General features: G+C 36.1%; 24 protein-coding genes. 15 read left to right on the top strand and 9 right to left on the bottom strand.

The genetic code is table 11. The features are described 5' to 3' along the window. The 10 genes from ABS768_RS03480 (at window position 1) to ABS768_RS03435 (ending at window position 10,507) form a co-directional block, all read left to right on the top strand. Window positions 1–762 (top strand): LytR/AlgR family response regulator transcription factor, encoded by a 762-nt coding sequence (locus ABS768_RS03480; protein ID WP_408073591.1) that lies wholly within the window; start codon window positions 1–3, stop codon window positions 760–762. A 103-nt stretch (window positions 763–865) separates the two neighbouring features. Further along, window positions 866–3,262: a T9SS type A sorting domain-containing protein gene (locus tag ABS768_RS03475; protein WP_408073590.1), complete on the top strand. Its 2,397-nt coding sequence runs from the start codon at window positions 866–868 to the stop codon at window positions 3,260–3,262. A 315-nt stretch (window positions 3,263–3,577) separates the two neighbouring features. Next, window positions 3,578–4,861: a citrate synthase gene (locus ABS768_RS03470; RefSeq protein WP_408073589.1), complete on the top strand. Its 1,284-nt coding sequence runs from the start codon at window positions 3,578–3,580 to the stop codon at window positions 4,859–4,861. A gap of 177 nt (window positions 4,862–5,038) precedes the next feature. Then, window positions 5,039–5,953: a dimethylarginine dimethylaminohydrolase family protein gene (locus tag ABS768_RS03465; RefSeq protein WP_408073588.1), complete on the top strand. Its 915-nt coding sequence runs from the start codon at window positions 5,039–5,041 to the stop codon at window positions 5,951–5,953. Between the two features lie 21 nt (window positions 5,954–5,974). Then, the gene (ctlX, locus tag ABS768_RS03460) at window positions 5,975–6,910 is read left to right on the top strand and encodes a citrulline utilization hydrolase CtlX (RefSeq protein WP_408073587.1); all 936 of its coding nucleotides are present in this window, start codon (window positions 5,975–5,977) and stop codon (window positions 6,908–6,910) included. 1 nt (window position 6,911) lies between these two features. Then, complete coding sequence (locus tag ABS768_RS03455) at window positions 6,912–7,325, top strand: RrF2 family transcriptional regulator (protein ID WP_408073586.1); 414 nt, start codon at window positions 6,912–6,914, stop codon at window positions 7,323–7,325. Between the two features lie 79 nt (window positions 7,326–7,404). Then, window positions 7,405–7,671, top strand: coding sequence for a DUF2061 domain-containing protein (locus ABS768_RS03450; RefSeq protein ID WP_408073585.1), 267 nt, complete (start codon window positions 7,405–7,407; stop codon window positions 7,669–7,671). Beyond that, window positions 7,643–8,359, top strand: coding sequence for a phosphoadenylyl-sulfate reductase (locus tag ABS768_RS03445; RefSeq protein ID WP_408073690.1), 717 nt, complete (start codon window positions 7,643–7,645; stop codon window positions 8,357–8,359). The genes ABS768_RS03450 and ABS768_RS03445 overlap by 29 nt, the downstream gene beginning before the upstream one ends. A gap of 11 nt (window positions 8,360–8,370) precedes the next feature. After that, the gene (cysD, locus tag ABS768_RS03440) at window positions 8,371–9,264 is read left to right on the top strand and encodes a sulfate adenylyltransferase subunit CysD (RefSeq protein WP_408073689.1); all 894 of its coding nucleotides are present in this window, start codon (window positions 8,371–8,373) and stop codon (window positions 9,262–9,264) included. Window position 9,265: 1 nt separating this feature from the next. Next, window positions 9,266–10,507, top strand: a complete 1,242-nt coding sequence (locus tag ABS768_RS03435; RefSeq protein WP_408073584.1) for a sulfate adenylyltransferase subunit 1 — start codon at window positions 9,266–9,268, stop codon at window positions 10,505–10,507. A 45-nt stretch (window positions 10,508–10,552) separates the two neighbouring features. On the opposite strand, the gene ABS768_RS03430 is transcribed toward ABS768_RS03435, so the two are convergent. Continuing rightward, on the bottom strand, window positions 10,553–11,185 hold the full coding sequence (locus ABS768_RS03430; RefSeq protein ID WP_330121272.1) for a MarC family NAAT transporter: 633 nt from the start codon (window positions 11,183–11,185) through the stop codon (window positions 10,553–10,555). Between the two features lie 115 nt (window positions 11,186–11,300). Here ABS768_RS03430 and ABS768_RS03425 point away from each other — a divergent pair, with 115 nt between their 5' ends. Both ABS768_RS03425 and ABS768_RS03420 read left to right on the top strand, forming a co-directional pair. Further along, the gene (locus ABS768_RS03425; RefSeq protein WP_408073583.1) at window positions 11,301–12,407 is read left to right on the top strand and encodes a carboxypeptidase-like regulatory domain-containing protein; all 1,107 of its coding nucleotides are present in this window, start codon (window positions 11,301–11,303) and stop codon (window positions 12,405–12,407) included. Window positions 12,408–12,484: 77 nt separating this feature from the next. Then, a complete protein-coding gene (locus tag ABS768_RS03420) occupies window positions 12,485–12,853 on the top strand; it encodes a CoA-binding protein (protein ID WP_408073582.1) in 369 nt (122 codons plus the stop codon). Here the strand turns inward: ABS768_RS03420 and ABS768_RS03415 are convergent. Continuing rightward, window positions 12,828–14,339 (bottom strand): sodium:solute symporter, encoded by a 1,512-nt coding sequence (locus tag ABS768_RS03415; RefSeq protein WP_408073581.1) that lies wholly within the window; start codon window positions 14,337–14,339, stop codon window positions 12,828–12,830. The genes ABS768_RS03420 and ABS768_RS03415 overlap by 26 nt on opposite strands. A 77-nt stretch (window positions 14,340–14,416) precedes the next feature. Here ABS768_RS03415 and recR point away from each other — a divergent pair, with 77 nt between their 5' ends. Then, on the top strand, window positions 14,417–15,037 hold the full coding sequence (recR, locus tag ABS768_RS03410; RefSeq protein ID WP_408073580.1) for a recombination mediator RecR: 621 nt from the start codon (window positions 14,417–14,419) through the stop codon (window positions 15,035–15,037). Between the two features lie 2 nt (window positions 15,038–15,039). Here the strand turns inward: recR and ABS768_RS03405 are convergent, their stop codons facing one another. The 7 genes from ABS768_RS03405 to ABS768_RS03375 all read right to left on the bottom strand — a co-directional run bounded on the left by ABS768_RS03405 (window position 15,040) and on the right by ABS768_RS03375 (window position 22,632). Then, window positions 15,040–17,841: a COG1470 family protein gene (locus ABS768_RS03405; protein WP_408073579.1), complete on the bottom strand. Its 2,802-nt coding sequence runs from the start codon at window positions 17,839–17,841 to the stop codon at window positions 15,040–15,042. An 8-nt stretch (window positions 17,842–17,849) separates the two neighbouring features. Continuing rightward, complete coding sequence (locus ABS768_RS03400) at window positions 17,850–18,869, bottom strand: hypothetical protein (protein WP_408073578.1); 1,020 nt, start codon at window positions 18,867–18,869, stop codon at window positions 17,850–17,852. Further along, on the bottom strand, window positions 18,869–19,666 hold the full coding sequence (locus ABS768_RS03395) for a fimbrial biogenesis chaperone (protein ID WP_408073577.1): 798 nt from the start codon (window positions 19,664–19,666) through the stop codon (window positions 18,869–18,871). The genes ABS768_RS03400 and ABS768_RS03395 overlap by 1 nt, the downstream gene beginning before the upstream one ends. Window positions 19,667–19,701: 35 nt before the next feature. Next, complete coding sequence (locus ABS768_RS03390) at window positions 19,702–20,118, bottom strand: hypothetical protein (RefSeq protein ID WP_408073576.1); 417 nt, start codon at window positions 20,116–20,118, stop codon at window positions 19,702–19,704. A 257-nt stretch (window positions 20,119–20,375) separates the two neighbouring features. Further along, window positions 20,376–20,768, bottom strand: coding sequence for a hypothetical protein (locus tag ABS768_RS03385; protein ID WP_408073575.1), 393 nt, complete (start codon window positions 20,766–20,768; stop codon window positions 20,376–20,378). Window positions 20,769–21,109: 341 nt separating this feature from the next. Then, on the bottom strand, window positions 21,110–21,481 hold the full coding sequence (locus tag ABS768_RS03380; protein WP_408073574.1) for a hypothetical protein: 372 nt from the start codon (window positions 21,479–21,481) through the stop codon (window positions 21,110–21,112). Window positions 21,482–21,750: 269 nt separating this feature from the next. Then, complete coding sequence (locus ABS768_RS03375; protein ID WP_408073573.1) at window positions 21,751–22,632, bottom strand: helix-turn-helix domain-containing protein; 882 nt, start codon at window positions 22,630–22,632, stop codon at window positions 21,751–21,753. A gap of 570 nt (window positions 22,633–23,202) precedes the next feature. Here ABS768_RS03375 and ABS768_RS03370 point away from each other — a divergent pair. After that, the gene (locus ABS768_RS03370) at window positions 23,203–24,594 is read left to right on the top strand and encodes a UDP-glucose 6-dehydrogenase (protein ID WP_408073572.1); all 1,392 of its coding nucleotides are present in this window, start codon (window positions 23,203–23,205) and stop codon (window positions 24,592–24,594) included. A gap of 2 nt (window positions 24,595–24,596) precedes the next feature. Beyond that, a complete protein-coding gene (gene rfbB / locus ABS768_RS03365) occupies window positions 24,597–25,646 on the top strand; it encodes a dTDP-glucose 4,6-dehydratase (protein WP_408073571.1) in 1,050 nt (349 codons plus the stop codon). The last annotated feature ends 19 nt before the right edge of the window (window positions 25,647–25,665 follow it).

Below are 25,665 nucleotides of genomic sequence, written 5' to 3'. Positions count from 1 at the left end.
ATGATAACAGCATTACTAATAGACGACGACAGTAATTTAAGGAATGGTATGAAAGGGCTATTGTCTCTTTATGCACCCGATATAGAAATAGTGGGTGAGGCCGATAGTGTAAAAACAGGTATCAGTGCCATTGAGTATCATCAGCCCAATGTAGTGTTTTTGGATATTTTACTGGGTGATGGGACCGGATTTGATATACTGGAGCAGGTAATGCAGCGCAAAGGCAGGTTGTCCTGTCATGTGGTGTTTATTACGGCGCATGAACAGTATGCGGTAAAGGCATTCCGTTTTAGTGCACTGGATTATTTGCTTAAGCCTGTAGATCCGGAAGATTTGAATAACGTGGTCGATAAGATAAAAAAGACACTATCAGGTAACGATAACTACGCGCATATTGACCTTTTGCTGGAAAATATAAGTAAGAAGGTAGATAAGTTTAAAAGGATAGCGCTTTCCACTTCCGACGGAATTCATCTTTTTGAAGTAAAGGATATCATCCGTTGTGAATCGCAGGATAATTACACCAAGTTCTATATAAAAGACAGTAAGCCCATACTTATAGCCAAAACGCTTAAGGAGTATGAAGATTTGTTGTCTGAACACGGTTTTGAGCGTATACATCAGTCGCATCTTATTAATCTGGCCTATCTCAAGTCGTATATTAAAAAAGACGGAGGGTATGCTGTAATGGCTGATAATAGTCATTTGCCTATCAGTCAGCGTAAAAAAGAGCGTTTGCAGGAACTGTTAAAGTCAATGTAATAGCGAATTCTAACTGAGAGTTGGCGAATTCTAAACGGCAGGTGTGCTGTGAAACAGAATAAAATATATTTGAAAAACCGATTAACCACACACATAAACTAACATGAAAAAGAAACTACTTTACTTATTACTCTTGTTCTCGGGTATTGCAAGTGCCCAGATAGTAAATATACCTGATGCTAATTTTAAGAATAAATTACTATCGGCAAATACAACTAATAATATAGCTAAGGATATTAATGATAATTCTATTATAATTGATACTAATGGTGACTATGAGATACAGGAAAGTGAAGCCTTGCTTGTAGCTTCACTGTATCTTGAAGGTTCATTAATTGATTCTTTAGACGGGATTGAGGCGTTTTCAAATATCACTAATCTTAATTGCAGATTAAATCATTTGGTAACATTTGATTACTATTTGCCAAATTTGACCATTTTGCAATTGGAGTATAATGATTTGACATCATTGGATGTTTCGGGTTGTGCTAATTTAATAAATTTAAACTGTAGAAGTAATGACATCGTGTCCTTAAACGCTTTAGGGTTATTAAATCTTGAAGTGCTGGGTGGTGAAAATAATCAAATTACTACTCTTAATTTAACACCTTCCGGGGCATTATTAAATTTAGATATTGCAGGGGGCAGCAATGTTTCGGGATTGACTTTTTCTGATTTTCCAAATCTTGAATATTTAGATTATGAAGGGAATACCCAGCTTTCCAGCGAGGATATATCTTCTTTAGTTAATTTGAAAAGATTAGATTGTAGTGGGGTTGGTTTAACTAGTCTTGATTTAACAGGGTTTACACTATTAGAGGATCTGTACTGTTTTGATAACCCTTTAAGTTCTATTGTTACAGATGACCTGATTAATCTTTATTATTTTGGATGTAGCAATACTTTGTTGACAGAACTGGATTTAAGTCATTCGCCGGGATTAGGATTTATTCATGTAAATGAAAATACATTATTAGAGACTATAAATATCAATAATGGAGGTGTTATGATTCACCCGTACGAGTGTCAGTTTTTTGATAATCCTAATTTTGCATACATGTGTGTAGATGAGGATGAAGAGGTACAAATGTTACAGTATTTTGAGTTTTATGAACAGGCTCCTGTTGCTATGAGTACTGATTGTGTTTTTAATACTAATGATGATTATAACACTATCAAAGGAGTTTTAAGGTTTGATGGAGGGAGTGATGGTTGCGGAGAGTTTGATCCTATAGCTCCTTTTGTTAAAGTAAAACTTAATGATGGTGTTACAGAGCGTATTAAGTTTAGCCATAATTACACCGGTGAGTATTTATATTATGTTGAGGCAGGTGATTTTGAAGTGACTGTTGATTATGAATTTCCTTATTATATAACTTCTCCAACTGTGGCGAATGTTAGTTTTCCGGCTATGGATAATTCGGTATCGGTTCAGGATTTTTGTATAGAGCCAAACGGAGATTACAATGATGTAGAAGTGGTTATGGTTCCGGTTACAAATGCGGTTCCCGGTTATGATGCAGTGTATAAAATAGTGTATAAAAACAATGGTACACAGGTAGTATCTGGTTCAGTTAGTTGTGAATGGGATTATAATATTCTTACTTATGTTTCCCTTGTGCCAATGGCAGATGACATCAGTTTAGGTAACTATGGATGGAATTATACCGATTTGCAGCCGTTTGAAAGTAGGGAAATTTTAATGACTTTACATGTTAACGGGCCAACAGATACTCCTGCTGTTAATATTGATGATGTACTGCCGTTTACTGCACATGCTGTAAATGGTACCGATGATAATCCTGCAAATAATGATATTGTTTTTAACCAAACAGTTGTAGGGGCTTTTGATCCTAATAATATTATGTGTGTTCAAGGCGAAGTCGTTCCGGCATCTGAAATAGGTGAGTACCTGTATTATGTTGTGAATTTTGAAAATACGGGTAATGCCTCAGCAACTTTTGTAGTGATTACACAGGCCATCAATGAGGAAGATTATGATGTTAGTTCGTTACAAATTTTAAAGAGTTCACATTCTGTTGATGCTGAGATTGTAGGTAATGTTGTTACGTTTACTTTTCCAAACATAAATTTAAATGCTCTGGACCACGGTAATATATTGTTTAAATTAAAGTCTAAATCAGACTTGGTTGAAGGAGATCAGGTAGTTAGTCAGGCAAATATAGTTTTTGATTATAATGAACCAATTGTTACAAATGAGGCGATAACCGAATTTGAGGGGCTAATGGGGCTGGATGACTTTGAAAAGGATAATTCGGTTAAGGTATACCCTAATCCTGTAAAAGATGTATTGAGTGTTGAAGGAGATGTAAATCTGCGCTCTGTGAGCCTGTATGATATTCAGGGTAGGTTATTACAAACAATGATGCCAAATGATGTTCAGACTACGTTAGATATCTCTATGAGGGCGAAGGGTATCTACTTCCTTAAAATAACTTCTGATAAGGGAGTTAAGGTTGAAAAAGTGATAAAAGAATAAAAGATATAAGTAAACTTCATGGTGAAGGTCGGTGTTTTTAAAATACCGGCCTTTTGTTTTTTGTGTTTAATGAAAGTGAACTTTCAGATAATTAATGGTTTAGTGTTATTTGGATAATTAAAAAATAGATTTTTAACAATAAAATCGGCATTAATATTACATATTTTTCAATATTGTTGGCTTCAAACTATTAACTTTTGTTTTTTATATGCAGATTTAACGATTTTAATAAGTAATTTTCTTCCTAAATAAATTACAATTTATTAAATTCGCAGGAATATAATTTTACAAACAAAAATAAACTCAAATAACATCATGTCAAATATCGCTATATTGGAAATTGATGGCAAAAAATATGAGTTTCCGGTAATCGTGGGAACTGAAAATGAAGTAGCTATCGATATTAATAAACTTAGAGGCGAAACCGGCGCCATAACTATAGATCCGGGGTATAAAAACTCAGGTTCATGTACAAGTAATATTACCTTTTTAGATGGAGAGCAGGGTATATTACGTTACAGAGGTTACTCAATTGAGGATCTTGCCGAAAAGTCTAACTTTTTAGAAGTAGCTTACCTTTTAATTTTCGGAGAACTTCCTGCTGCTGCTCAAATAGAGAAATTTGAGAAAGACATAAGAAAATATACGCTTGTTAATGAGGAAATGAAAAACATCATTGATGGTTTCCCAAGAACAGCTCACCCAATGGGAGTTTTGGCATCTTTAACAAGTGCGCTTACTGCATTTAACCCTAAATCAGTTAATGTAGATAATGAAAAAGAAATGTATGAGGCAGTTTGCAAAACTATGGCTAAGTTCCTGGTTATTGCTACATGGACATACAGAAAGAATATGGGTTATCCGTTAAACTACTACGATAATACCAAAGGTTATGTAGAGAACTTTATGCGTTTAATGTTTGAACTTCCTACAGGTCCTTACAAAATGAATCCTGTTGTAGTTAATGCGCTTGATAAACTATTCATCCTTCACGCAGATCACGAGCAAAACTGCTCTACATCTACAGTAAGAATGGTAGGTTCGTCTCACGCAGGTTTATTTGCTTCCATCTCTTCAGGTGTATCTGCACTTTGGGGGCCGCTTCACGGTGGTGCTAACCAGGCAGTACTTGAAATGCTTGAGGCTATCCAGAAAGACGGTGGTGATGTTGAAAAATTCCTTGCTAAGGCAAAAGATAAAAACGATCCTTTCCGTTTAATGGGCTTCGGTCACAGAGTTTATAAAAACTTTGACCCGAGAGCAAGAATCATCAAAAAAGCTGCAGACGAGGTTCTTGCAGATCTTGGTGTAGATGATCCGGTACTTGATATCGCTAAGAAATTAGAAAAAGCAGCTCTTGAGGATGAGTACTTCAAATCAAGAAACCTATATCCTAACGTAGATTTCTATTCAGGAATCATTTACAGGGCTATGGGTATACCTACAGAAATGTTTACAGTTCTTTTTGCAATTGGCCGTTTACCGGGTTGGATTGCTCAATGGAAAGAGATGAGAGTAAACAAAGAGCCTATCGGTCGTCCAAGACAGGTTTATACCGGAAGTCCGCTTAGAGATTTTAAAGATATTAACAACAGGTAGTTAATCCTGTGTGATATATTAAAAGTCCTGCATTGCAGGACTTTTTTGTTGGTATATTGTCAGTTTACGGTAAATTTAAATCTGCTCTGTTGAAAAATTGATAATATTTAAACTAACATCATAGTAAATGTTTATAATTAATGGGCATTTTCTATATTTGCCAAAAAGCCAGAAGCCATGTTGAATCTGAATATTAAAAATGAAACATCACGATTAAGGGCTGTGATATTAGGAACAGCTGTAAGTAACGGACCTACACCACAGGTACACGAAGCTTACGATCCTAAATCACTGGAGCATATACTTGCCGGTACTTATCCGGTAGAGGAAGATATGGTCAAAGAAATGGAAGCTTTTAATGAAGTGTTTAAGAAATATGACGTTAAGGTATACCGACCTGAAATTATAGAGAACTATAACCAGATATTTAGTCGTGATATTGGTTTTGTTATTGAAGATGTATTCATAAAAGCCAATATACTGCCAGATAGGGAAAGGGAACTGGAAGCTATACAGTATGTAATAGACCAGATAGACCCTGCTAAAGTGGTTCGCCCTCCAGAGGAAGTACATATTGAAGGGGGAGATGTTATGCCCTGGAACGATCATATATTTATAGGTACCTATAAAGGAAGTGATTATAAGGACTATATTACTGCACGTACCAATATGCAGGGTGTAAATTACATTAAGGAACTTTTCCCGAATAAGATAGTTAAGGAGTTTGATTTGGTTAAATCTAAAATTGAACCAAGGGATAATGCGCTTCATTTAGATTGTTGTTTCCAGCCTATTGGTACAGACAAGGGTATTATATATAAAAGCGGTTTCCGTGAAGAGGCAGATTATATGTATCTTGTTAACCTGTTTGGGAAAGAAAACCTTTTCCATATAGAAAGAGAGGAAATGTATAACATGAACTCTAACGTATTTTCTATAGCTCCTGATGTTGTTGTAATTGAAAAGAACTTTACAAGGCTAAAAAAATGGCTTCTTGAGAGAGGTTTTACTGTAGAAGAAGTTCCTTATGCCGAAATTGCAAAACAGGAAGGTTTATTAAGATGTTCAACATTACCGCTTATAAGGGATTAATAATATCCGTAAATTTACATTATGAGACAGATTACTGATACTATATTGATGATACGCCCTGTTGCTTTCAGGATGAATGAGCAAACTGCGGTAAATAACTATTACCAAAAGGTAATGGATAATCTTTTGCCGGATACGGTAAATGCCAAAGCGCAACAGGAGTTTGATGCTTTTGTGGATAAGCTTAGAACTGTTGGGGTAAATGTGGTAGTTGTGGACGATACTGTGAATCCTGATACTCCCGATTCGATATTCCCGAACAACTGGGTATCTTTTCATGAAAACGGAGATGTAGCGCTATATCCTATGTTTGCCGAGAACAGACGTTTAGAAAGAAGAGAAGAGATACTTGACCTTTTGGAGGAGAAAGGCTTTGCTATTGAGAATATAGTAGATTATACATCGGCAGAGGAAGATAATATTTTTCTTGAAGGTACGGGAAGTATAGTGCTTGACAGGCAAAACCATAAAGCTTACTGTGCATTATCTCCAAGGGCAGAAGAAGAGCTGTTTATTGAGTTTTGTGAGGACTTTGAGTATAACCCGGTTATATTTGAGGCGTTCCAAACTGTAAACAGTGAGCGTAAGCATATTTACCATACTAATGTGATGATGTGTGTAGCCGAAACTTTTGCTGTAATTTGTGCTGATTGTATTGATGACAAGAAAGAGCGTAAAATGGTGCTGGATAATCTTAAGTCAGACGGCAAGGAAGTTATTCTTCTAACAGAACAGCAATTAAACCATTTTGCAGGAAATATGTTACAGGTTAGAGGCAATAATAATAAGAGTTATCTCGTTATGAGTGCTTCGGCTCATCAGGTTTTAACAAATGATCAGATTGCAAAAATTGAAAAACATACAGAAATTTTAAGCTCAAGCTTAGATACTATTGAGGCCTGTGGCGGCGGAAGTGCCCGTTGCATGATGGCCGAGGTCTTTTTAACTAAAGAATAATATGCTGTCTAAAAAAACAAAATACGGATTAAAGGCTCTTATCTACATTGCGAAGCATTCGGGTACTGAGCCTGTCCTTATTTCTGAAATTTCGGATAACGAGCGTATACCAAAAAAATTCCTTGAGGCTATATTGCTTGATTTAAAAAAACACGGGATATTAGGGTCCAAAAAAGGTAAGGGTGGGGGATACTATCTTCTTAAAGACCCTAAAGAGATTACGGCTGCTACACTTATCAGGGTGTTAGATGGTCCATTGGCTATGCTGCCATGTGTTAGTCTTAACTATTATGAGAAGTGTGATGACTGTCCTGATGAGGTAAAATGTAACCTTAATAAGTTCATGGCCCAAGTTAGGGATAATACACTAAGCTTGCTTCAGCAGAAGTCTTTGTATGATTTGGCAATATTATAACAAAAAAATTTATACTATTAGTCTACTATTTCTATAGACTAATAGTATATTTGTTTTCTGAAATTAAAGAAACTATAATATGCTTGATTTAATAAAGGCCAAAAAGAGCTTTTCGCTAAAAGATAGCCCCAAGATTTCGGCAATAAAAGCAGTTACCTGGCGTATAGTAGGAACAATAGATACCATGATAATTTCCTATATACTTACCGGTAACATTACTATCGCATTTTCCATAGGTAGCGTAGAGGTAATGTCTAAAATGCTGCTTTACTTTTTGCATGAAAGAGCTTGGGCCAGATTAACCAGAAAGAATAGTGATAATGGAGAAGTTAAAGTATCTGAATAAAGAGTTGAAGGGTAAAAACATACAGGAAGCCCTGACTATCGTTCTGAGTAATTTTGAAGGTAAAAAAGTATTCTCTACATCATTTGGTATAGAAGATCAGTTGCTTACACATTATATTGCCCCACATTTTGAGAAGGTTTCAGTATTTACATTGGATACCGGCAGGCAGTTTAATGAAACGTATGAAGTGTTTCATAGAACCCAGAAAAAATACCCTGAGCTAAATATTAAAACATTTTTTCCTGAAGAGGAGGATATAATGGAATATGTGGCAAATAATGGTATTAACGGGTTTTACGACAGTATAGAGAAAAGAAAGTCGTGTTGTTACATACGCAAAGTAAAGCCGTTACAAAAGGCTATTAAGGGAGCTGGTTTATGGATAACAGGATTACGTGCCGAACAGTCTCAAAACAGGGAGAGCATGGAGTTTTTAGAATGGGATGAGGCTAACCAGCTGGTTAAATACAATCCGTTATTGCATTATACCCTTAAACAGGTAGAAGAGGAAATAAACGAATATAAAGTTCCTGTGAACAGTTTGTACAAAAAAGGTTTTTTAAGCATTGGTTGTGCACCGTGTACCAGAGCCCTTACAGAAGGTGAAGATTTCAGAGCCGGACGCTGGTGGTGGGAAAATGGTAAAAAAGAATGCGGACTACATATTCATCAGGATAAAAATTATTAATCATGACACATATACAATCACATCTTAAGACATTAGAGGATGAAAGTATTTACATAATAAGGGAAGTGGTATCTCAGTTTCAAAAACCGGTATTGCTTTTCTCCGGAGGTAAAGATTCCATAACTCTTGCCCGATTGGCTCAAAAAGCTTTTTATCCGGCAAAAATCCCGTTCCCGTTTCTGCATATTGATACAGGGCATAACTTTCCCGAGACTATTGAGTTTAGGGACCAGTTAGTAGAGGAACTGGGAGTTGAACTTATTGTACGTTATGTACAGGATAGTATTGACCAGAAAAAGGTTCAGGAAGAAACCGGTAAGTATGCCAGTCGTAATTCCCTGCAAACGGTAACATTATTGGATGCTATTGAAGAATTTGGTTTTGATGCCTGCATGGGTGGGGCAAGGCGTGATGAGGAGAAGTCGCGTGCTAAGGAACGTATCTTCTCTGTAAGAGATGATTTCGGGCAGTGGGATTCCAAAAAGCAACGTCCGGAACTGTTTAATATCCTTAACGGGAAAATTCATTTTGGAGAAAATGTAAGGGCATTCCCTATAAGTAACTGGACAGAGGAAGATGTATGGAATTACATTGCTAAGGAAGGTGTTGGCCTGCCAAGTATATATTTTGCCCATAAACGTAAACTGGTTAAAAGAGACGGGGCTTTCCTGGCACATTCTGATTACCTTAATCTGGTAGATAGCGATGAGATTGTTGAAACAACAGTTCGCTTCAGAACCGTGGGAGATATGACCTGTACGGCAGCATTTGTTTCTGAAGCCAATACGATACCGGATATTATGTTTGAAAATAAATCTTCCAAATCATCAGAACGTGGTGCAAGAATTGACGATAAACGATCTGAGGCAGCATTGGAACAAAGAAAGAAAGGAGGATATTTTTAATATGGATTTACTTAGGATTAATACAGCCGGAAGTGTAGACGACGGTAAGAGTACGCTTATTGGACGTTTTTTGAACGACAGTAATGCACTAACTATAGAACAGGAAGAACTAATAGAAAGAAAAACCAGAGAGAAAGGTCTTGAAGATCTTGACTTTTCGGTTATAACAGATGGTCTTATTGCTGAAAGGGAACAGGGTATCACTATTGATGTAGCCCATATATACTTCTCTTCAGAAAAGCGTAAGTTTATCATAGCCGATAGCCCGGGTCATGTAGAATATACCCGTAACATGGTTACGGGAGCATCAAACTCAGAGGTTTCAATTATACTTATTGATGCAAGAAAGGGGCTACTGGAGCAAACCTACAGACATTATTTTATTAGTAACCTACTGCGTTTAAAAACAGTGGTACTATGTATCAATAAAATGGATTTGGTAGATTATAGTGAGGATATTTATCTTACTATTGCTGCTGAAATCAATAAAATGACATCGAGGTTTACCTATAAACCGGATATCCATATACTGCCTATAAGCTCGCTTAAGGGAGATAATGTTGTATTGCAATCTGATAATATGCCGTGGTATAGCGGGCAAACTCTTTCGGAAGTACTGCATAATATTAAACCGGGTGAAGCTGAGGTAGCTGATTTTAGGTTTGACGTGCAGCAAGTACTACATGTACAGAATAAAGAATTTACAGACTACAGGGCTTATGCCGGAAGGGTGATAAGCGGAAGTATATCGGTAGGTGATGAAGTTACTGTACTGCCGTCCGGTATAAAAAGCGAGGTAGTGGAACTTCGCAGATTTACCAATACTCAGCAGGAGGCCAAAACAGGCGAATCCATTCAGTTAAGGCTCAAAGATGATGTGGATGTTAGCCGCGGAATGATACTGGTTAAAAATGAAGAGGATAGCTTGCTGTTTAAAGAAATAAATGCCAAACTCGTTTGGCTTGACGAAAAACAGTCGGTGCCAGGAGGGAGGTATTTATTACAGTCAGGTACTAGGGTGGTGCAATGTAAACTTCAGCAGATAGAAGCGATTATACCGCCTGAAAATCCTGAAGAATTATACGAGGCTGCAAGCCTCAAACTTAATGATATTGCTAAAGTAGCTATAAAAACAGCTGCTCCGGCTTTTCTCGATGCTTTTGAAAATAACAGGCTTAATGGTGCCTTTATTTTAATAGACCCGCAAACCAACAATACCATAGGTGTTGGATTTTCGGAATAAGTCAGTTTTCTTATAAATAAGTAGCCCCGCAATTGCGGGGCTTTTTTATTTTAGAGAGATTGTACTCAGTATATTTACTACAGAACTACTTATGTATTGTATACCTATAGCGATAACTATAAATCCTATTATTCTTGAAATGGCTACAATACCCGATGCTCCCAGTATTCTGGAAAGATAATGGGCACTTCGCATCACTAAAAATATAACTACGGCAACTGCAGCAATGGCTACACAGGTAATAATCTTTTGTGATATTTCAGGAGAATCCTGATACAATGCTATAAGTAGTGACATGGATCCCGGTCCGGCAAGCATAGGTATTGCTAATGGGGTAAGGGCAATGTCGTTTCTTTTTTGAGCATCGTTTGCTACTTTTTTATTTACACCTCTTGTTTTACTGAACTTTCCTGTTAACAGTGCAAATCCCGAATTTACAATAATAAGTCCTCCGGCAATACGAAGTGCATCTATACTAATCCCAAAAAAGGCAAGAATGTATTGCCCTACAAAGAAAGAGATAATAAGGATGATAAAAACGTTAATGGCTGTCCAAAAGGAAATACGCGAACGTTCGGCCATTGAGTCGTCCTGGGTTAGTCCAACAAAAATAGGTACTGCCCCAAGCGGGTTGATTACCGAAAAAAGTGCAGCAAAAATGTAAATGAATAATTCCATTAAAGGTTGTTTGTTTTATTTCAGGGTAAATTTAATAAGAAAATGTGGGCTTTACGAAATGATGTATTTATTATAGCATTAATAATTTCGTTATTTTTAATGCCAAAACCACACTATGAAAACAAAAATATTACCATTTATTATACTGCTTTTAATGCAGATTCCGGTTATGGCCCAAAGTATTTCGGGTTATGTTTATGATGCTGCCGGAGATTTTCCGCTCGAAGGAGCTTTCGTATATCTTGACGGTACAACCTATTCTGCCAGTACTGATTCTGAAGGAGCTTTTACCATAAACGTAGGTCAGCAACTATCTGCAGCTTTAGTAGTGAAGTATATAGGATACCAGACAGCAATAATTCAGAATCCCTTTTCCTATCAGTCGAAAATAAAGGTGACTTTAAAAGAAGATACTATTAAAATGGAAGAACTGGTAATTAGCGGTGAAACGGTTTTTAGCAGAAAAGAAATGCTTGCAGTTTTCAGAGAACAGTTTTTAGGGAAAACCAAGGCAGGGAATTCCTGTAAAATACTTAATGAAGATGATATAAGACTGTATTATGAAATAGCAACAAATACGTTGAGGGCAGAATCTGATAAACCTATTCGAGTACAGAATAAAAGATTAAAGTATGAAGTGGAGTTTGATTTGGTTGATTTTCAGGTGCATTACACAAGGAAGACACTTTCACCGTTTTCCATGCAAACCAGTTTTTATGCGGGAACCAGTTTTTTTAAGGATGTGTCTAAAAAAGATAATATAAAGAAAAAAAGGGATGAGGTTTACAGGGGGTCATTACTGCATTTTATGCGTACAATAGCCAGTAATAGGTGGAGTGAAGAGCATTATGGTTTGTTTGTTGAAAGTATGCCTGTTAATCCTGCCGATTATTTTAAGGTAACAGATACTCTCGACTATAAAAAGGTAATTTGTTTAAAAACTACAGTACAAATACCGGATAGACATGTAGGTGTAAGGATGACCGGAATGAGTAGCCGTGAGGCGGAAAAAAAATTAGAAGCTCCGAAGGAAAGAAAAATACGTTTTGCCGTTTTACAGGATCAGGTTAACCAGTCATTTTTTGAACTGAACGCAGATCATTTTTATATTGGTGAAAACGGACTATTTTGGCCAATATCCAGTATTATTTTCGGAGGTTATTTCGGAGAACTGAAAGTAGGGGATATGCTGCCGGCAGATTATACCTATACAGCCGATTGATGTTGTATGTTATCGTTTGGCTAAAACAATATGAATAAAGATATTCTTTGTGTACTTTTGGTATAAACCTAATTGTTATGAAAACACAAAAGAAAACACTTGTTATGGGGGCTTCAGTTAATCCCGACAGATACGCTTACAGGGCGGTAAAAATGCTGCAGCAGCATGGTCATCCTGTAGTGGCTATAGGAAAAAAGGAAGATGACCTTGACGGATTGCATATTCAAAAGGAACTTATAGATTTTGACGGGGTAGATACGGTTACACTATATCTTAACCCAATGAATCAACAAAAATACTATGACTACATTATCGGGTTAAAGCCAAAAAGGGTAGTGTTTAACCCCGGCACCGAAAATCCCGAATTTTATAAGCTGCTTAAAGACAACAATATTGAGGTAGAGGTTGCCTGTACTCTTGTTATGCTGTCGCTGGGAAACTACTAGGTTCAGCTTTTTTACTAATACATAGTAACAGTATAAACGTAATTAGCCCATTTATAATTATCAGCTCATTGTCAAACACATAGTTGCCAAACAGTAACTTTGAGTTCATACTAAGCAGTAAGGTAACAAATGGCGAGGCTATACATACTATTGGAGTAAGTTTATCTCTTAGTGTAAGTTTCTTCATTATTAAACCAAAAGCGTATAAGCCCAGTAGCGGACCGTAAGTGTAAGAAGCAATCCTGAATATCATACTTACTACAGAGGCATCGTTAATAGCATTAAAAACTATAATTACCAAAAACATAAGGAAGGAGAATGAGATATGTACCCAGTGCCTTGTTCTTACAACATTAGGTTTGTTGGCATTTTCTATTTTATCCATCCCCAGGAAATCTACACAAAAAGAGGTTGTAAGTGCTGTTAGAGCTGAATCGGTAGTGGCAAAGGTTGCTGCTGTAAGTCCAAGTAGGAAAATTACCGAAGGGACCAGTGACAGGTGATGAAAAGCAATTTCAGGGAAAAGTAAATCGGTTCTTGGAGTGCCGTTAACAGTAGGTACACTTAATCCGTTTTTATTAGCATAAATATATAGCAGTGCTCCAACTCCAAGGAAGAAAAGGTTAATTACAACAAAAATACCGGTAAAAGTAAACATGTTCTTTTGTGCTTCGCCAATGTTTTTACAGCTTAGGTTTTTCTGCATAAGATCCTGATCGAGTCCAACCATAGCTATGGTAACAAATATTCCTCCTAAAATCTGTTTGATAAAATGGTAACGACTGGTAATGAAATCTTCAAAAAAGAAAATTTTGGAATAGTTACTTTGCTTAACGGTTTCAAAAGCCTGCGGAAGACTAAGCTCTAAACTATCGCAAATAAAATAGATCGTAAAAAATACCGATGAAACTATAAAAAAGGTTTGAAGGGTATCGGTAATAATAATAGTTTTCAATCCGCCTTTATACGTGTAAGCGAAAATTAGCAGCAGGGATATAAGCACGGTTGCCCAAAATGGAATCCCAAAAGCATCAAACACATAGCGCTGCAATACAATAACCACTAAGTATAACCTAAATGCCGAGCCGATCGTACGGCTAATCAGGAAAATCATAGCTGCCGTTTTATAGCTATACTGGCCCAGTCGCTTTTCTATGTAACCATAAATAGATGTAAGATTTAGCCTGTAATAAAGGGGGAGTAATACTTTTGCAATAAGTATAAATCCTATGGCATTACCCAATACAAACTGAAAGTATTTAAACTGTTCCCCGTTTGGTGAGCCTACCTCTCCGGGAACCGATATAAAGGTAACTCCCGATAGCGCAGTGCCTATCATACCAAATGCAACCAGATACCATTTTGAGTTTTTGTTGGCTTTAAAAAAGGCATCGTTACCGCTGTCTTTATTGCTTACCAGCCTTGATATGGCTATTAATACTCCAAAGTATACTATTATTATGGATAAGATGGTTATTGGTTGCATAGAATTAGTTTATATACAAAACAAATAAAAAATATTACAATATACTCACAATTTACAGGTTTTGTACATTTGCATTTATGGAAATGTCTTCAAAATTACTGGAAAGGGCAGTGGCTGAAATTTCTCAGTTACCGGGTATAGGAAAACGTACAGCCTTAAGGCTGGCATTACATTTATTAAAGCAACCGAAGGAACAGACAGAACACTTAACGGAGGCTATATTAAAAATGCGTGATGATATTCAGTTTTGCAGGGAGTGTCATAACATATCTGATGTTGAGGTATGCGAGATTTGCAGTAACCATTCAAGAGACAAATCGATAGTTTGTGTTGTAGAGGACATAAGGGATGTAATGGCTATTGAGAACACCGGACTCTTTAAGGGGATATATCATGTTTTGGGCGGGAAGATATCTCCGATAGACGGTATAGGACCTAGCCAGCTCAATATACCCACACTGGTAGAAAAGGTGAAAAACGGTACGGCAAAAGAACTTATTTTTGCCCTTAGCTCTACTATGGAAGGAGATACTACCAACTTTTATATTTACAAACAGATAAAAGACTGTGATGTAGTGCTTTCGGCTATTGCCAGAGGTATATCTATAGGAGATGAACTGGAGTTTGCCGATGAGGTTACTTTAGGGCGAAGTATTATACACAGGGTGCCTTTTGAAAACAGCCTAAAAAATCACTAACTCTATTTTTTCTTTTTCTTCTTGTTGTCGGATGACTGACTAGGGAAGCCACGTGACGAGAATTTACGGGTTTCTACACGTTTCTCCTTAATGTTAAGGTTGAATTTAACCTCTGTAATAGTATCAGGTATGGCCTGGATGTTCCTGTTGTTGTGTTCTATGTCAACATACTCAGACACATCTGATTTTTCAAGGGTAATGGTGTAATATCCTCTAGGAACATATAGTACAAAGTTACCTACGTCGTCGGTTCTTGATTGAAATATGTTTCCGGTATCATCTACAGCTATAATAGACAATCCTCCTAGCTTTTTGGTGATTTCAAAACTTCTTTCCGTTTGGATATAAGATACAGAGCCTTTGATTGTTGAGGTTTTTGTAAGCCCGATAGATATTTGGGTATCCTGAATAATATTTACGGTACGGCTGTATGCATGCCATTCGTTTGTATTTACCGGTCGTATCTCATAATCTCCGGGGGGCAGTGACCTGTATTTTATTATTCCCTGATTGTTTGTCCTGAATGCTTTTCCGCCAATTATAATTAGCTGGTTTGCTGCAGGAGTGTTTTCTGCTCCTTTGCCTTCATTTTCATAATACACATATACCTCAAGATCACTTTTAGAACTGTCTATTCTAATTGGCCTGAACTGTTTGGTTAGTCCGATCTGGAAAGAGTTTAGAGAATAAGGATTGTTGGAAATGTCACTATAATATCCGTTGACAAACAGACTGAAATCCGGAGATATTTTATAATCGGCTCTTCCGCTAAACTGAGTAATACGATCGTTAATAGTATTTGATGCAAATGTGGCTCCGGTATATAGAATCAGTTTACTGTCAAAAAACTTTAATACAGCACTTGGGTTAACCATTATATTGTAAAAAGTTTTATTAGGATTTGTTTGGTAATTGGCAATTGCCTCACCAAGGTTAAAGCTGTTATATTGATAAGTAGTAAGCAGGTTTAAGAATTTCCACGAATATATAAGGTTTGCCTTTATGTGAAATTGTGAAGGTTGATTGTTAAGGTTGGTTTTAAAACTTCCGCCATCAAGAATAAGGTTAACAGTTGAAATATGATTACTGTAATTAATACCGAGGTTCATACGGTAAGCATCCATGCTACGGGTTTGTGAGCCTCCTACATAAAGTGGCTCATCTCGCTTTTCGGAATATATGTTTGGCGATACAGATAATGTAATGTTAGAAAACCTTCTGGACGCACCAACATTGTAACGTGCCGTAGTAAATAAGGTTGAATATAAAACCTGTTCGGTTAATGACTTTGGTTTAACCGACATATAATTGTAAACGGCCCACATGTTATATTTTTCAGTAGTCCAGTTTACACGTTCGTTAAAGTTTAAAACCCCTCTTTTAACTCCTGCATAATAGCCATTGCTTACAAAGTTTGTACTGCTATAATACAGGTTACCCTGTTTACCTACAGCAACTATTTCTCCGGAAGCTCCTGCTTTATTCGTATTTGCAGCTTCATAATTGGCATTGCTTAAGCCACCACCAGCCCTAAGGGAGAAGTTTTGTTTTTTTAAAATACTAAACCTTGATGTTGCTAAAATGCTGTTTATACCGGTAAACTTATCATGATCGTATATAAGGTTACTTTCAAACCCCTTATCTAACCATCCGCCATTGTGAAAATAAGATGCCCAGGCAGAAGTTCCTCCGGAAGGATTGGAATAGTCGGCCAGATTGTACGACTTATCTATTCCTCCCACTTCAATTTTACTATCCTTAGATGTAGTGTAGTACGCCTGGGCACCCCGCCCCACTAAGTTAATATCTGCAAATTTAGATACGTTACCTGCCTGTATACCAAAATCACTATTCTTATATCCCAGCCATGTATTCCTTAAAAACAGCTGGTTAGAATTAGTCCATAAATTGGCATCTATGTTAGTGTATATTTTACTGTCGTTTAGCTGAGCTTCTGCATTAGCATACAAGTAATAAGCACTTGCATTACTGCTGTTTTCCAAATGACTTACAGTTATCTGGTTCGTTTGGTTAAACGTTTGTGCATAGTCAGGGTTAAACTGTGTAGTATAGCGCCTGTCCTGTTTAATGGAACTGGCGCGTATATTTGCTATACCGATGATATCTCCACTTTTATATAATGAGGTGATAGTTATATTAAAATCTTCCTGAGCCAATATGTTTTTGGTTACCTGTTTTTTAAGGTAGACCAAAGTGTCTGTAAAGGCACTTATTTTTAAACTGGTCGTTTCCATCATATCCTTTGCTATAAAGTTAGGATACCGGGTAAGTATGTCTATTTTTTGCGGGGTATTACCTTCATTTGAAATGCGGATAGGGATTGTTAATGTATCGCCTACATTTTCATAAATTAGGTTTGTTTCCAGCAGAAACATTTTTACCAGCTTCCTTTCGGTTATTGTAACAGGAAGGTTTACTGATTTAGTATTGTCGTTATTTGTTGTGAAAACAGCTTCGATAAAAGGCTGGTTTCCTGCCTTTGCTGTTCTTGATATAATTGCCTTTACCGGAATAAAAACCGAATCGTTTGCGGTTAAGTTTACTGTTTTCGGTTTACGCTGTACCAGGTACAGGTCTTGGTGGTTACTATGAACTTCAAATTCACCGGTAAGATTATTATTTGTGTTGTTTTTAATTTTTACAAAAGCATCTATTACACCTGTGTTTTTGGAATCAGAGTTTTGTTGGGCAAATTCAATAGAAAATTCACCTTCCTGAGCAAGGGATAAGTTCCCAATTGTCAAAAAAGCAATAACTATAATATATTTAAAAATGCCCTGCATTATAAACCTTAGTTTGGTACGATTACAAAGTACACGTATGTGGTATAGGTTCCCGGTGTTGCCGAAAGGTCAAGTGCATTTGGCGGTATAAAGAATCTAAGGTTAAACTCGATACTCTGTACATATTGCGATCGTATAGCGATTACCTGATCACTTGCCGAAAGACTTATGGGCGAGTATATTGTTAATCCGGGTATGTTTTCGTTTGTACTCAGTTCTACATTTAATATAGATACCGGTATGGTTGATGAGGTTGTTGCCGATGTCATCTCATTAGCCGATGCTTTTACATTAAGCTGATAGTTAGTAGGAGAGGTTACTTTTAGTCCTTTGATAACCTGTTGTGAAACTCCGTTAGTATAACTCTCGGCGGTATTATATTGTAAATTGAAAATGTTGGCGCCGTTTTGTAGACTAACATTCTGCTGACCATTATTTCCCTGATAGTTTAGTTGCAAACGGGCACTACTGTTCGTAGATTCGGTTCGGGTAGCTATTAGTTGCTCGTTTCCACCATTATTTATACGATACAGTTTATATTCGTAAGCAGAATAGTAAGTTCCGTTAGGGCTTACAAGTAGATGGTTACCCCCCTGAATAACAAGGTTGAACTTAAATACCCTGTTTACAGTTCCTGTTAACGGGACATTGCTGTGTATTAAGGTTATCTCGTTAAAGGTACTTAACTGAAAAGCCTGAGAGGAAACATTTATAAGGGAATTGTTTGACGAATTGTTGTTTTGCTGTTCGTTAAACTGCAGCGAACTATATTGAGCCCCAATAGTGTAAGAGTCATGAGTGTAATCCTGAATCAATCTTACGGTTAGTTTCCATTCGTTTATATTGTTTGGGCCACTATATTTCTGGATATTAACGGTAGACTGGTTTATTTCGGTTTTTCCGTTTACCATTTCGTTATACGTGGTCATTTGTGGTTGTCCGCCTGCCCATGAGTTAAGCGTGATTTGTGCTTTACCCTGAAGGAAAGTTAACAATAATAATATTAAGGCTGTTTTTGCAGTTTTCATTACAAGCTAAATTCGAGTTCTGCTATTTTTATGACATCTTTTTCTCCATAAGTCAAAATTGCCGATACGGTATAGTTGCCTTTAGGCAAGTCTTCCGGCAATATTTGCTTTAATGATCGTATGTTACCCGGTAGGGTGTAAAACTCTGATTCTTTTAATACAGTTTTTTTACCAGTACTGTTATTGAATAGTTCCCATTTAACGGTTCCGTCTGCCCATATTTTACTTTGGTTTTCAACTTTAAGCTCAAGGATTTTGTTGTCCTGCTCATCTGCATAGCTTAAAAAATCTACAAAATCTATAAGCGCTTCACTGTCTTTGTTGAATGTATGGTATATTTTTACGCCCATCCTAACAGTAACCTGTATTGAGGCTCCGTTTTTGTCGGTTGTTTTTCCGGGGTTAAGCTGGGTGAAAAATATCATAGAGTTATGTACAGGGATACTTTCATCGGCATCCTGAGGTACTTTTAATATGATTTCAATTTCTTTAGTTTCTCCCGGTTTGATAATAAAATATGATGAAGGTAATATTTGAATCCAGTTTGAGCATGAAGTTGAAATGGTATTAGCGTCCAGTATTTGGTTTTTACCATCTTCTTCATAGCTCCAGTCGCTAAAAGAAGCACCTATTTCCAATTCCTTATTAGTTGGGTTGGTGATTTTTACAAATTGCGAGCCTGAAGCTCCTTTTCCAAACTTGTAATATAACCTGCCGGGTGTAAGTGATATACCAGCCTGCGCAAAAACTGTGTTTGCTGCAAAGAATAACGTAATAGCTAAAAAGAATTTTTTCATGATTCAAATTATTTGTAACAGTAAAGTTATAGAAATTACTGAGGTACCACAGTATAAATTACATTAGTGGTATATGTGCCCGGTTCTTTGTTTAAATAATTACTAGTTTGTGAAGCAGGAATGGAATAAGTAACATGAAAACCTCTTGCGCTTTCACCTTCTGCGGAAGACACTATGTTTGTGTTGGAGGTAGATAATGGCACAGGGCTGTTCATCTGTAAACTAGCTGGAGCTGCACTACCTGATCCTGTTAGATCGTCACCTAGGGAAGCTGCTATCATTATGGTGTTAACCGGTAATGTAGTCATGTTTCCGTTTAACGAAAAGTATTCGGTAGTGGCTCTCACATTTATCTCATAACCGTTATTTGAGGTTACTTTAACGTGATTTGTTTGCTGACCTGAAGAACTTCCGTTAATGTAATGGGTAGACAGGCCCATGTCTATATTCACAGAGGGCTGTGTTACTTCTATACTAATTACCTGGCCGATTAAGACATTAACCTGCGTTTCGGCTGAGCCGATTTGGGAGAAAGCAAAAAAGGGGCAAGATAGGAACAGAAGCAAATATAAGATTTGCGGTATTTGTTTCAATGGGGGGATTTTTCTTTGCCTTTATTGCATGCAAAATGAGTATACTGCATGTACAGAAAAGCACCAACTGCAATTGTATACAGTTGGGGCTGATTCCTAAAAACTTTCAGTATTTATTATAGCGCGTATAGCGAATAAGTCACTGTAGTAGTGTATGTTCCAGCAGAGTGGTTAAGGTACTCAGAAGCACTGTCTGAAGGAATTGAATACTCAATGTTGTAACCTCTTAATGATTCACCAGTGTTGCAAGAAATAATTGTGTTCTCTGTTGAAGTACTTAAAGACTGAGCAGTAAGTGTTGGAGAAACAGAACCTTCTGAACCTGCACCAAGGTATGAACCTAGTGTTGGAGTAACAGTAATAGTGTTGACAGGGATAGTCTCTGAACCAGAAGTAAGATCTGAAGAAGCGATTACTTTAACTTCATACTCTCCTGTAGCACTAATTTGAACGTGATCAGCTTTTTGACCTGAAGTGTTACCAGACTGGAAGTGTTCAGGAGTGTTCATGTCGATGTCAACAGATGCGTCAGCAACAGTAATTTCAAATGAACTTGCTAAGTTTACGTTAAGTGTTGTTTCAGCTGTGTCTTCTTGAGCGAATAGTGAGTTTGCAGATAATGCAATGATTGCAACAGATGCAACCTTGAAAAAATTAGTCATCAGTGTATTAATTTTAGTGGGACAATTGTTAATACTTAGGGGGCTAAGTAATAAGGTTTACTTTTTGTTAATTTTAACACTGCAAATGTATGGGGTATAATAAAGATATCGATAGTCAAAAAAGTACTTTTTGCTATCATTTTAAGTTAAATATAACATTGTGATATTTAAATGTTAAATATGTATTGTTAAGGCATTAATATCGTATAGGTAATTAATGTAGAATACGTTCCCGTAGGCTTGTTTAAGTATTCTTCTCCTCCTGATACGTGGTATTCAATATTGAATGACCTTTTAATGTCTCCACTATTAGACTGTACAAGTGTATTGTCTGCAAGCGATAAGGCAGTTGGTGAAAGGTTTATGGTGCCTTGTGATTCACCACCTATGTTTCCCTGTGTTGGTGTAACCGTAACTGTCCCAATGTCTATGGTTGCGCCTTCGCCGGTAAGATTTGAAGCAGCTGAAACTCTTATTTCGTAATTACTGCTGCTCATTATTTCAATATGATCAGACTGGTTAGTGGATTTACCGTTTATATAGTCTGACGAGTTATTCAATGATAAGGATACATTACTTTGGCTCTCATTTACTTTTATGCTCTGAATATCATTTAAGTGAATATTCAGATTTGCACTCGAGTTGCTTTGAGAGTATGCTGTGTATGTTACACAGTTAAAAACAACGATTAAAAGTAAAATCAATTTATTCATATATCCGCCCCTCTAAAATCAATACATTTCAAATATAGTAGATTGCTATATTAGTTGTATTATGAAGACGTAAAGAAACGTTAAAGTGAAAATAAATTCGACGAAATGCACAAATGTTATGGTAAGAGGTTGTTTTTTTGAGTTGAGTATTCCCTGTACTCTTTTGGTGACATGTTTACGGCTTTAGAGAAAAATCTTATAAAGTTGCTAGGTTCTTCGAAGTTTAATTCAAAAGCAATTTCTTTAATATTCTTCGGGCTGTGAAGTAATAATCTCTTCGCTTCCAGTATGGTTTGTTCGGTTATTAGTTTTTTAGGTGATTGTCCATAAATGTTTTTACAGGCGTCTGTTAGTTTTTTTACAGATGTATTTAGTTTTTCCGTATAGAACTTTAATTGCTTTTGTTTTTTAAAGTGCTCTTTAATAAGCTGTCTGTAATTATGAGCGAGTTCATTGTCAGGGTTGGTAACCTGATTAAGGCTTTCGGGAGTGTTAGAGTGCGCTTTTTCGTGACAATATAATAGTAGCCTCTCAATGCTGTTATGTGCAATCATGTATTCTATTTCGTTGTATGGTTGCGTGCATTGTTCTGCAAGGTTTTTATAGTGTTGCTCAATACTTATTTGAGTGGCGTTGTCGAGTTTGAATTTGTATAGTTTTTTTAAGTTATCAAAAAAGTAACAGCTGTTAATAAAGTTGATGTCGGTTTCATGTCGGCAATAGAAGCTTTCCTCAAAACGAAGTACCAATACTTCAAATGTGGTGGGGCTTTCTATTTTAAAAACCTGATTAATACCTATAAAGGCACATTCGCCTTTTTTTATTTTTATTTTATTTATGTCTATCTGTAAAACAACTTCTCCGGATCTAACATAAAACATGGTGTAGAAGTCTCCGCGGCATGAGTGGTTGATTACTTCAGATTGTTGGGGGGTAACATAAAATGCATAATAGCCAAACGGATGGGCTTTTTTGTCTATGTGTAGTTGTTTAATCATTTTTTGAATATGTCGTGTTTTTCAAAAATATAAAAAACATGTTCTTGGACAACTATGTAAATGCTTTTTCGTTATGAAGCTGTTTTTTTGCTTTAATGTGTTATTATATTGTTAAACAGTTAAACGGCTTGTTGGGATGGTAAAAAATGATATACTTTGCGTTAGTTATTTTGTAGATAAATAATGATATGGGTAAAATAGCGTTTTAAGGGGAAAAACCCTGTAGTTTAATTTAAATGTGGTTTAAGAATATAATCTGACTATATTTGCATGATAAAATGAACAGCCAGCCAAGTCAAATGTTATAGAAATAAAAGTGAAAATTTCAATTAAATGTAAAATAGTTGTTATGGTAAATTGCATTTAGTATGCACTGTTCTATGCAGATATTTAATTGAGATATTTTCTTTTTAAATGTTTTTTTAATTAGAGGTAATGTTAATATTACTCTACATTAAACAATAACATTCTTTTGTCTTGTGAAAAATAAAATTATCAATTAGGTATGCAGGTATAAGTGTTTGTCATATCATTTAACTGTTGGGTGTTATTTAATAAAGATACTAATTAATGGTGGTTAAAAATATATGCTGTATTGGGGCAGGTTATGTAGGAGGGCCTACAATGGCTGTTATTGCTTATAAGTGTCCAGATATTAAGGTTACTGTTGTAGATGTTAATGAGTCCAGAATTAAGGCATGGAATGATGAAGATATTTCCAATATACCTATTTATGAGCCAGGTTTAGAAGACATAGTAGCTGAAGCAAGAGGTCGAAATCTGTTTTTTTCTACTAATGTTGAAAAAGCTATTGACGAGGCTGAGATGATTTTTATCTCGGTTAATACTCCTACAAAAACATATGGTCTGGGTAAAGGTAAGGCGGCTGATTTAAAATATATTGAGCTTTGTGCAAGACAAATTGCTTCAGTAGCTAAAACAGATAAAATTGTTGTAGAAAAATCTACACTGCCTGTTAGGACAGCTGAAGCGATTAAAAGTATTTTAGATAATACCGGAAACGGAGTTAAGTTTCAAATTTTATCTAATCCGGAGTTTTTGGCTGAAGGTACTGCTGTTAAGGATTTACTCAATCCTGATAGAGTGCTGATTGGAGGTGAAAATGATGAAGATGGTATAATTGCAATAAATGCATTAGTTGATGTATATGCTAATTGGGTTGACAAGGAAAAGATTCTGACAACAAACGTATGGTCTTCTGAATTGTCCAAGCTTACAGCCAATGCCTTTTTAGCTCAAAGGGTTTCTTCAATTAATGCTATGTCAGAATTATGTGAGAAAACCGGAGCAGATGTTAATGAAGTAGCTAAGGCTATAGGTATGGATAGCCGTATTGGTTCTAAGTTCTTAAAGGCGTCTGTAGGTTTTGGAGGTTCATGTTTTCAAAAGGATATATTGAACTTGGTTTATATAGCTAAATCATATGGACTTAATGAAGTAGCAGATTATTGGGAACAGGTAATTATAATGAATGATCATCAAAAAAGACGTTTTGCATCTAACATTGTAAAAACTTTATATAACACGGTCTCAGGTAAGAAGATAGTGTTTTTAGGCTGGGCTTTTAAGAAAGATACTAATGATACCAGGGAATCTGCAGCAATTTATATAGCGGATGACTTGTTAAATGAACAGGCAAATATAGCTGTTTATGATCCTAAAGTTAGTGAATATAAAATTTTAAGTGATCTGGATTATTTAGGAACCAGAAGTGAAACGGAAAACAGGAGGGGTGTTGAGGTTTATATCGACCCGTATGAAGCCTGTAAAGATGCTTATGCCATAGCTGTTCTGACAGAGTGGGATGAGTTTAAAAATTATGATTGGGAGAAAATTTATAAAGATATGAGAAAGCCTGCTTTTGTTTTTGACGGAAGAAATATTCTTGACGGCGAAATGTTAAAAAGTATTGGTTTTGTATTTCAAAGTATAGGTAAATAATTATGAAAAAAACAATTATTATTACTGGAGGAGCAGGCTTTATAGGTTCTCATGTTGTTAGGGAATTTGTTTTGAATTATCCTGATTACAAGATTATTAATTTAGATGTCTTGACTTATGCCGGAAATTTGGAAAATTTAAGAGATATTGAGAATAAACCAAATTATCAATTTATTAAGGCAAACATTACTGATGCTGATAAGGTTCAGGAGATATTTACAGAACATCAGCCTGACGGTATTATTCATTTAGCGGCAGAATCTCACGTAGATCGATCTATAAGTCATCCTTTGGAGTTTGTAATGACAAATGTTATAGGAACCGTTAATTTATTAAATGCGGCTAAACATATTTGGCAGGATAATTATGAAGGTAAACGTTTTCACCATGTTTCAACAGATGAGGTTTTTGGAACATTAGGAGAAGATGGTTTTTTTACCGAAGAGACATCTTACGACCCTCATTCACCTTATTCGGCATCTAAAGCTTCTTCTGACCATTTTGTACGTGCATATGCTGATACCTATGGTATGCCGGTTGTTTTAACCAACTGTTCAAATAATTATGGTCCTAATCATTTCCCAGAAAAGTTAATACCTCTTTGTATTTATAACATTATAAATAATAAACCCCTTCCTATTTATGGGAATGGTAAATATACACGTGATTGGTTATATGTTATTGATCATGCTAAAGCAATAAATTTGGTTTTTCATAAAGCCGAAAATAATAGCTCATATAATGTAGGAGGTTTTAATGAATGGAAAAATATTGATTTGGTTACGGAATTGTGTAGGCAGATGGATGAGAAACTTGGACGTGAAAGAGGGACAAGTGAACAGTTAATAACTTTTGTTCAAGATCGTCCGGGGCATGATTTGCGTTATGCTATCGATGCTACAAAAATCAAAGAAGAACTCGGTTGGACACCTTCTGTTACATTTGAACAGGGCTTATCTAAAACTATTGATTGGTTTATGGATAATCAGGAGTGGTTAAATAATGTAACTTCAGGTGATTATAAGAAATATTATGAGAAACAATACAGCTGATTAAAATTAGTAAAAGTAA

Origin of the sequence: Flavobacterium rhizophilum (genome assembly GCF_046000485.1) — a bacterium.
GTDB lineage: Bacteria > Bacteroidota > Bacteroidia > Flavobacteriales > Flavobacteriaceae > Flavobacterium > Flavobacterium rhizophilum.
Note: the sequence above shows the minus strand (reverse complement) of the source record. Positions and strands in the feature narration are given on the sequence as shown.

Coding starts and splice junctions, on each gene's coding strand:
- ABS768_RS03395 (WP_408073577.1), bottom strand. CDS start 19,666: ATGAAAAAATTCTTTTTAGCTATTACGTTATTCTTTGCAGCAAACACA.
- ABS768_RS03465 (WP_408073588.1), top strand. CDS start 5,039: ATGTTGAATCTGAATATTAAAAATGAAACATCACGATTAAGGGCTGTG.
- ABS768_RS03405 (WP_408073579.1), bottom strand. CDS start 17,841: ATGCAGGGCATTTTTAAATATATTATAGTTATTGCTTTTTTGACAATT.
- ABS768_RS03470 (WP_408073589.1), top strand. CDS start 3,578: ATGTCAAATATCGCTATATTGGAAATTGATGGCAAAAAATATGAGTTT.
- ABS768_RS03475 (WP_408073590.1), top strand. CDS start 866: ATGAAAAAGAAACTACTTTACTTATTACTCTTGTTCTCGGGTATTGCA.
- ABS768_RS03450 (WP_408073585.1), top strand. CDS start 7,405: ATGCTTGATTTAATAAAGGCCAAAAAGAGCTTTTCGCTAAAAGATAGC.
- ABS768_RS03400 (WP_408073578.1), bottom strand. CDS start 18,869: ATGAAAACTGCAAAAACAGCCTTAATATTATTATTGTTAACTTTCCTT.
- ABS768_RS03420 (WP_408073582.1), top strand. CDS start 12,485: ATGAAAACACAAAAGAAAACACTTGTTATGGGGGCTTCAGTTAATCCC.
- ABS768_RS03425 (WP_408073583.1), top strand. CDS start 11,301: ATGAAAACAAAAATATTACCATTTATTATACTGCTTTTAATGCAGATT.
- ABS768_RS03480 (WP_408073591.1), top strand. CDS start 1: ATGATAACAGCATTACTAATAGACGACGACAGTAATTTAAGGAATGGT.
- rfbB (WP_408073571.1), top strand. CDS start 24,597: ATGAAAAAAACAATTATTATTACTGGAGGAGCAGGCTTTATAGGTTCT.
- ABS768_RS03455 (WP_408073586.1), top strand. CDS start 6,912: ATGCTGTCTAAAAAAACAAAATACGGATTAAAGGCTCTTATCTACATT.
- ctlX (WP_408073587.1), top strand. CDS start 5,975: ATGAGACAGATTACTGATACTATATTGATGATACGCCCTGTTGCTTTC.
- recR (WP_408073580.1), top strand. CDS start 14,417: ATGGAAATGTCTTCAAAATTACTGGAAAGGGCAGTGGCTGAAATTTCT.
- ABS768_RS03415 (WP_408073581.1), bottom strand. CDS start 14,339: ATGCAACCAATAACCATCTTATCCATAATAATAGTATACTTTGGAGTA.
- ABS768_RS03385 (WP_408073575.1), bottom strand. CDS start 20,768: ATGAACACTCCTGAACACTTCCAGTCTGGTAACACTTCAGGTCAAAAA.
- ABS768_RS03370 (WP_408073572.1), top strand. CDS start 23,203: ATGGTGGTTAAAAATATATGCTGTATTGGGGCAGGTTATGTAGGAGGG.
- ABS768_RS03430 (WP_330121272.1), bottom strand. CDS start 11,185: ATGGAATTATTCATTTACATTTTTGCTGCACTTTTTTCGGTAATCAAC.
- ABS768_RS03435 (WP_408073584.1), top strand. CDS start 9,266: ATGGATTTACTTAGGATTAATACAGCCGGAAGTGTAGACGACGGTAAG.
- ABS768_RS03375 (WP_408073573.1), bottom strand. CDS start 22,632: ATGATTAAACAACTACACATAGACAAAAAAGCCCATCCGTTTGGCTAT.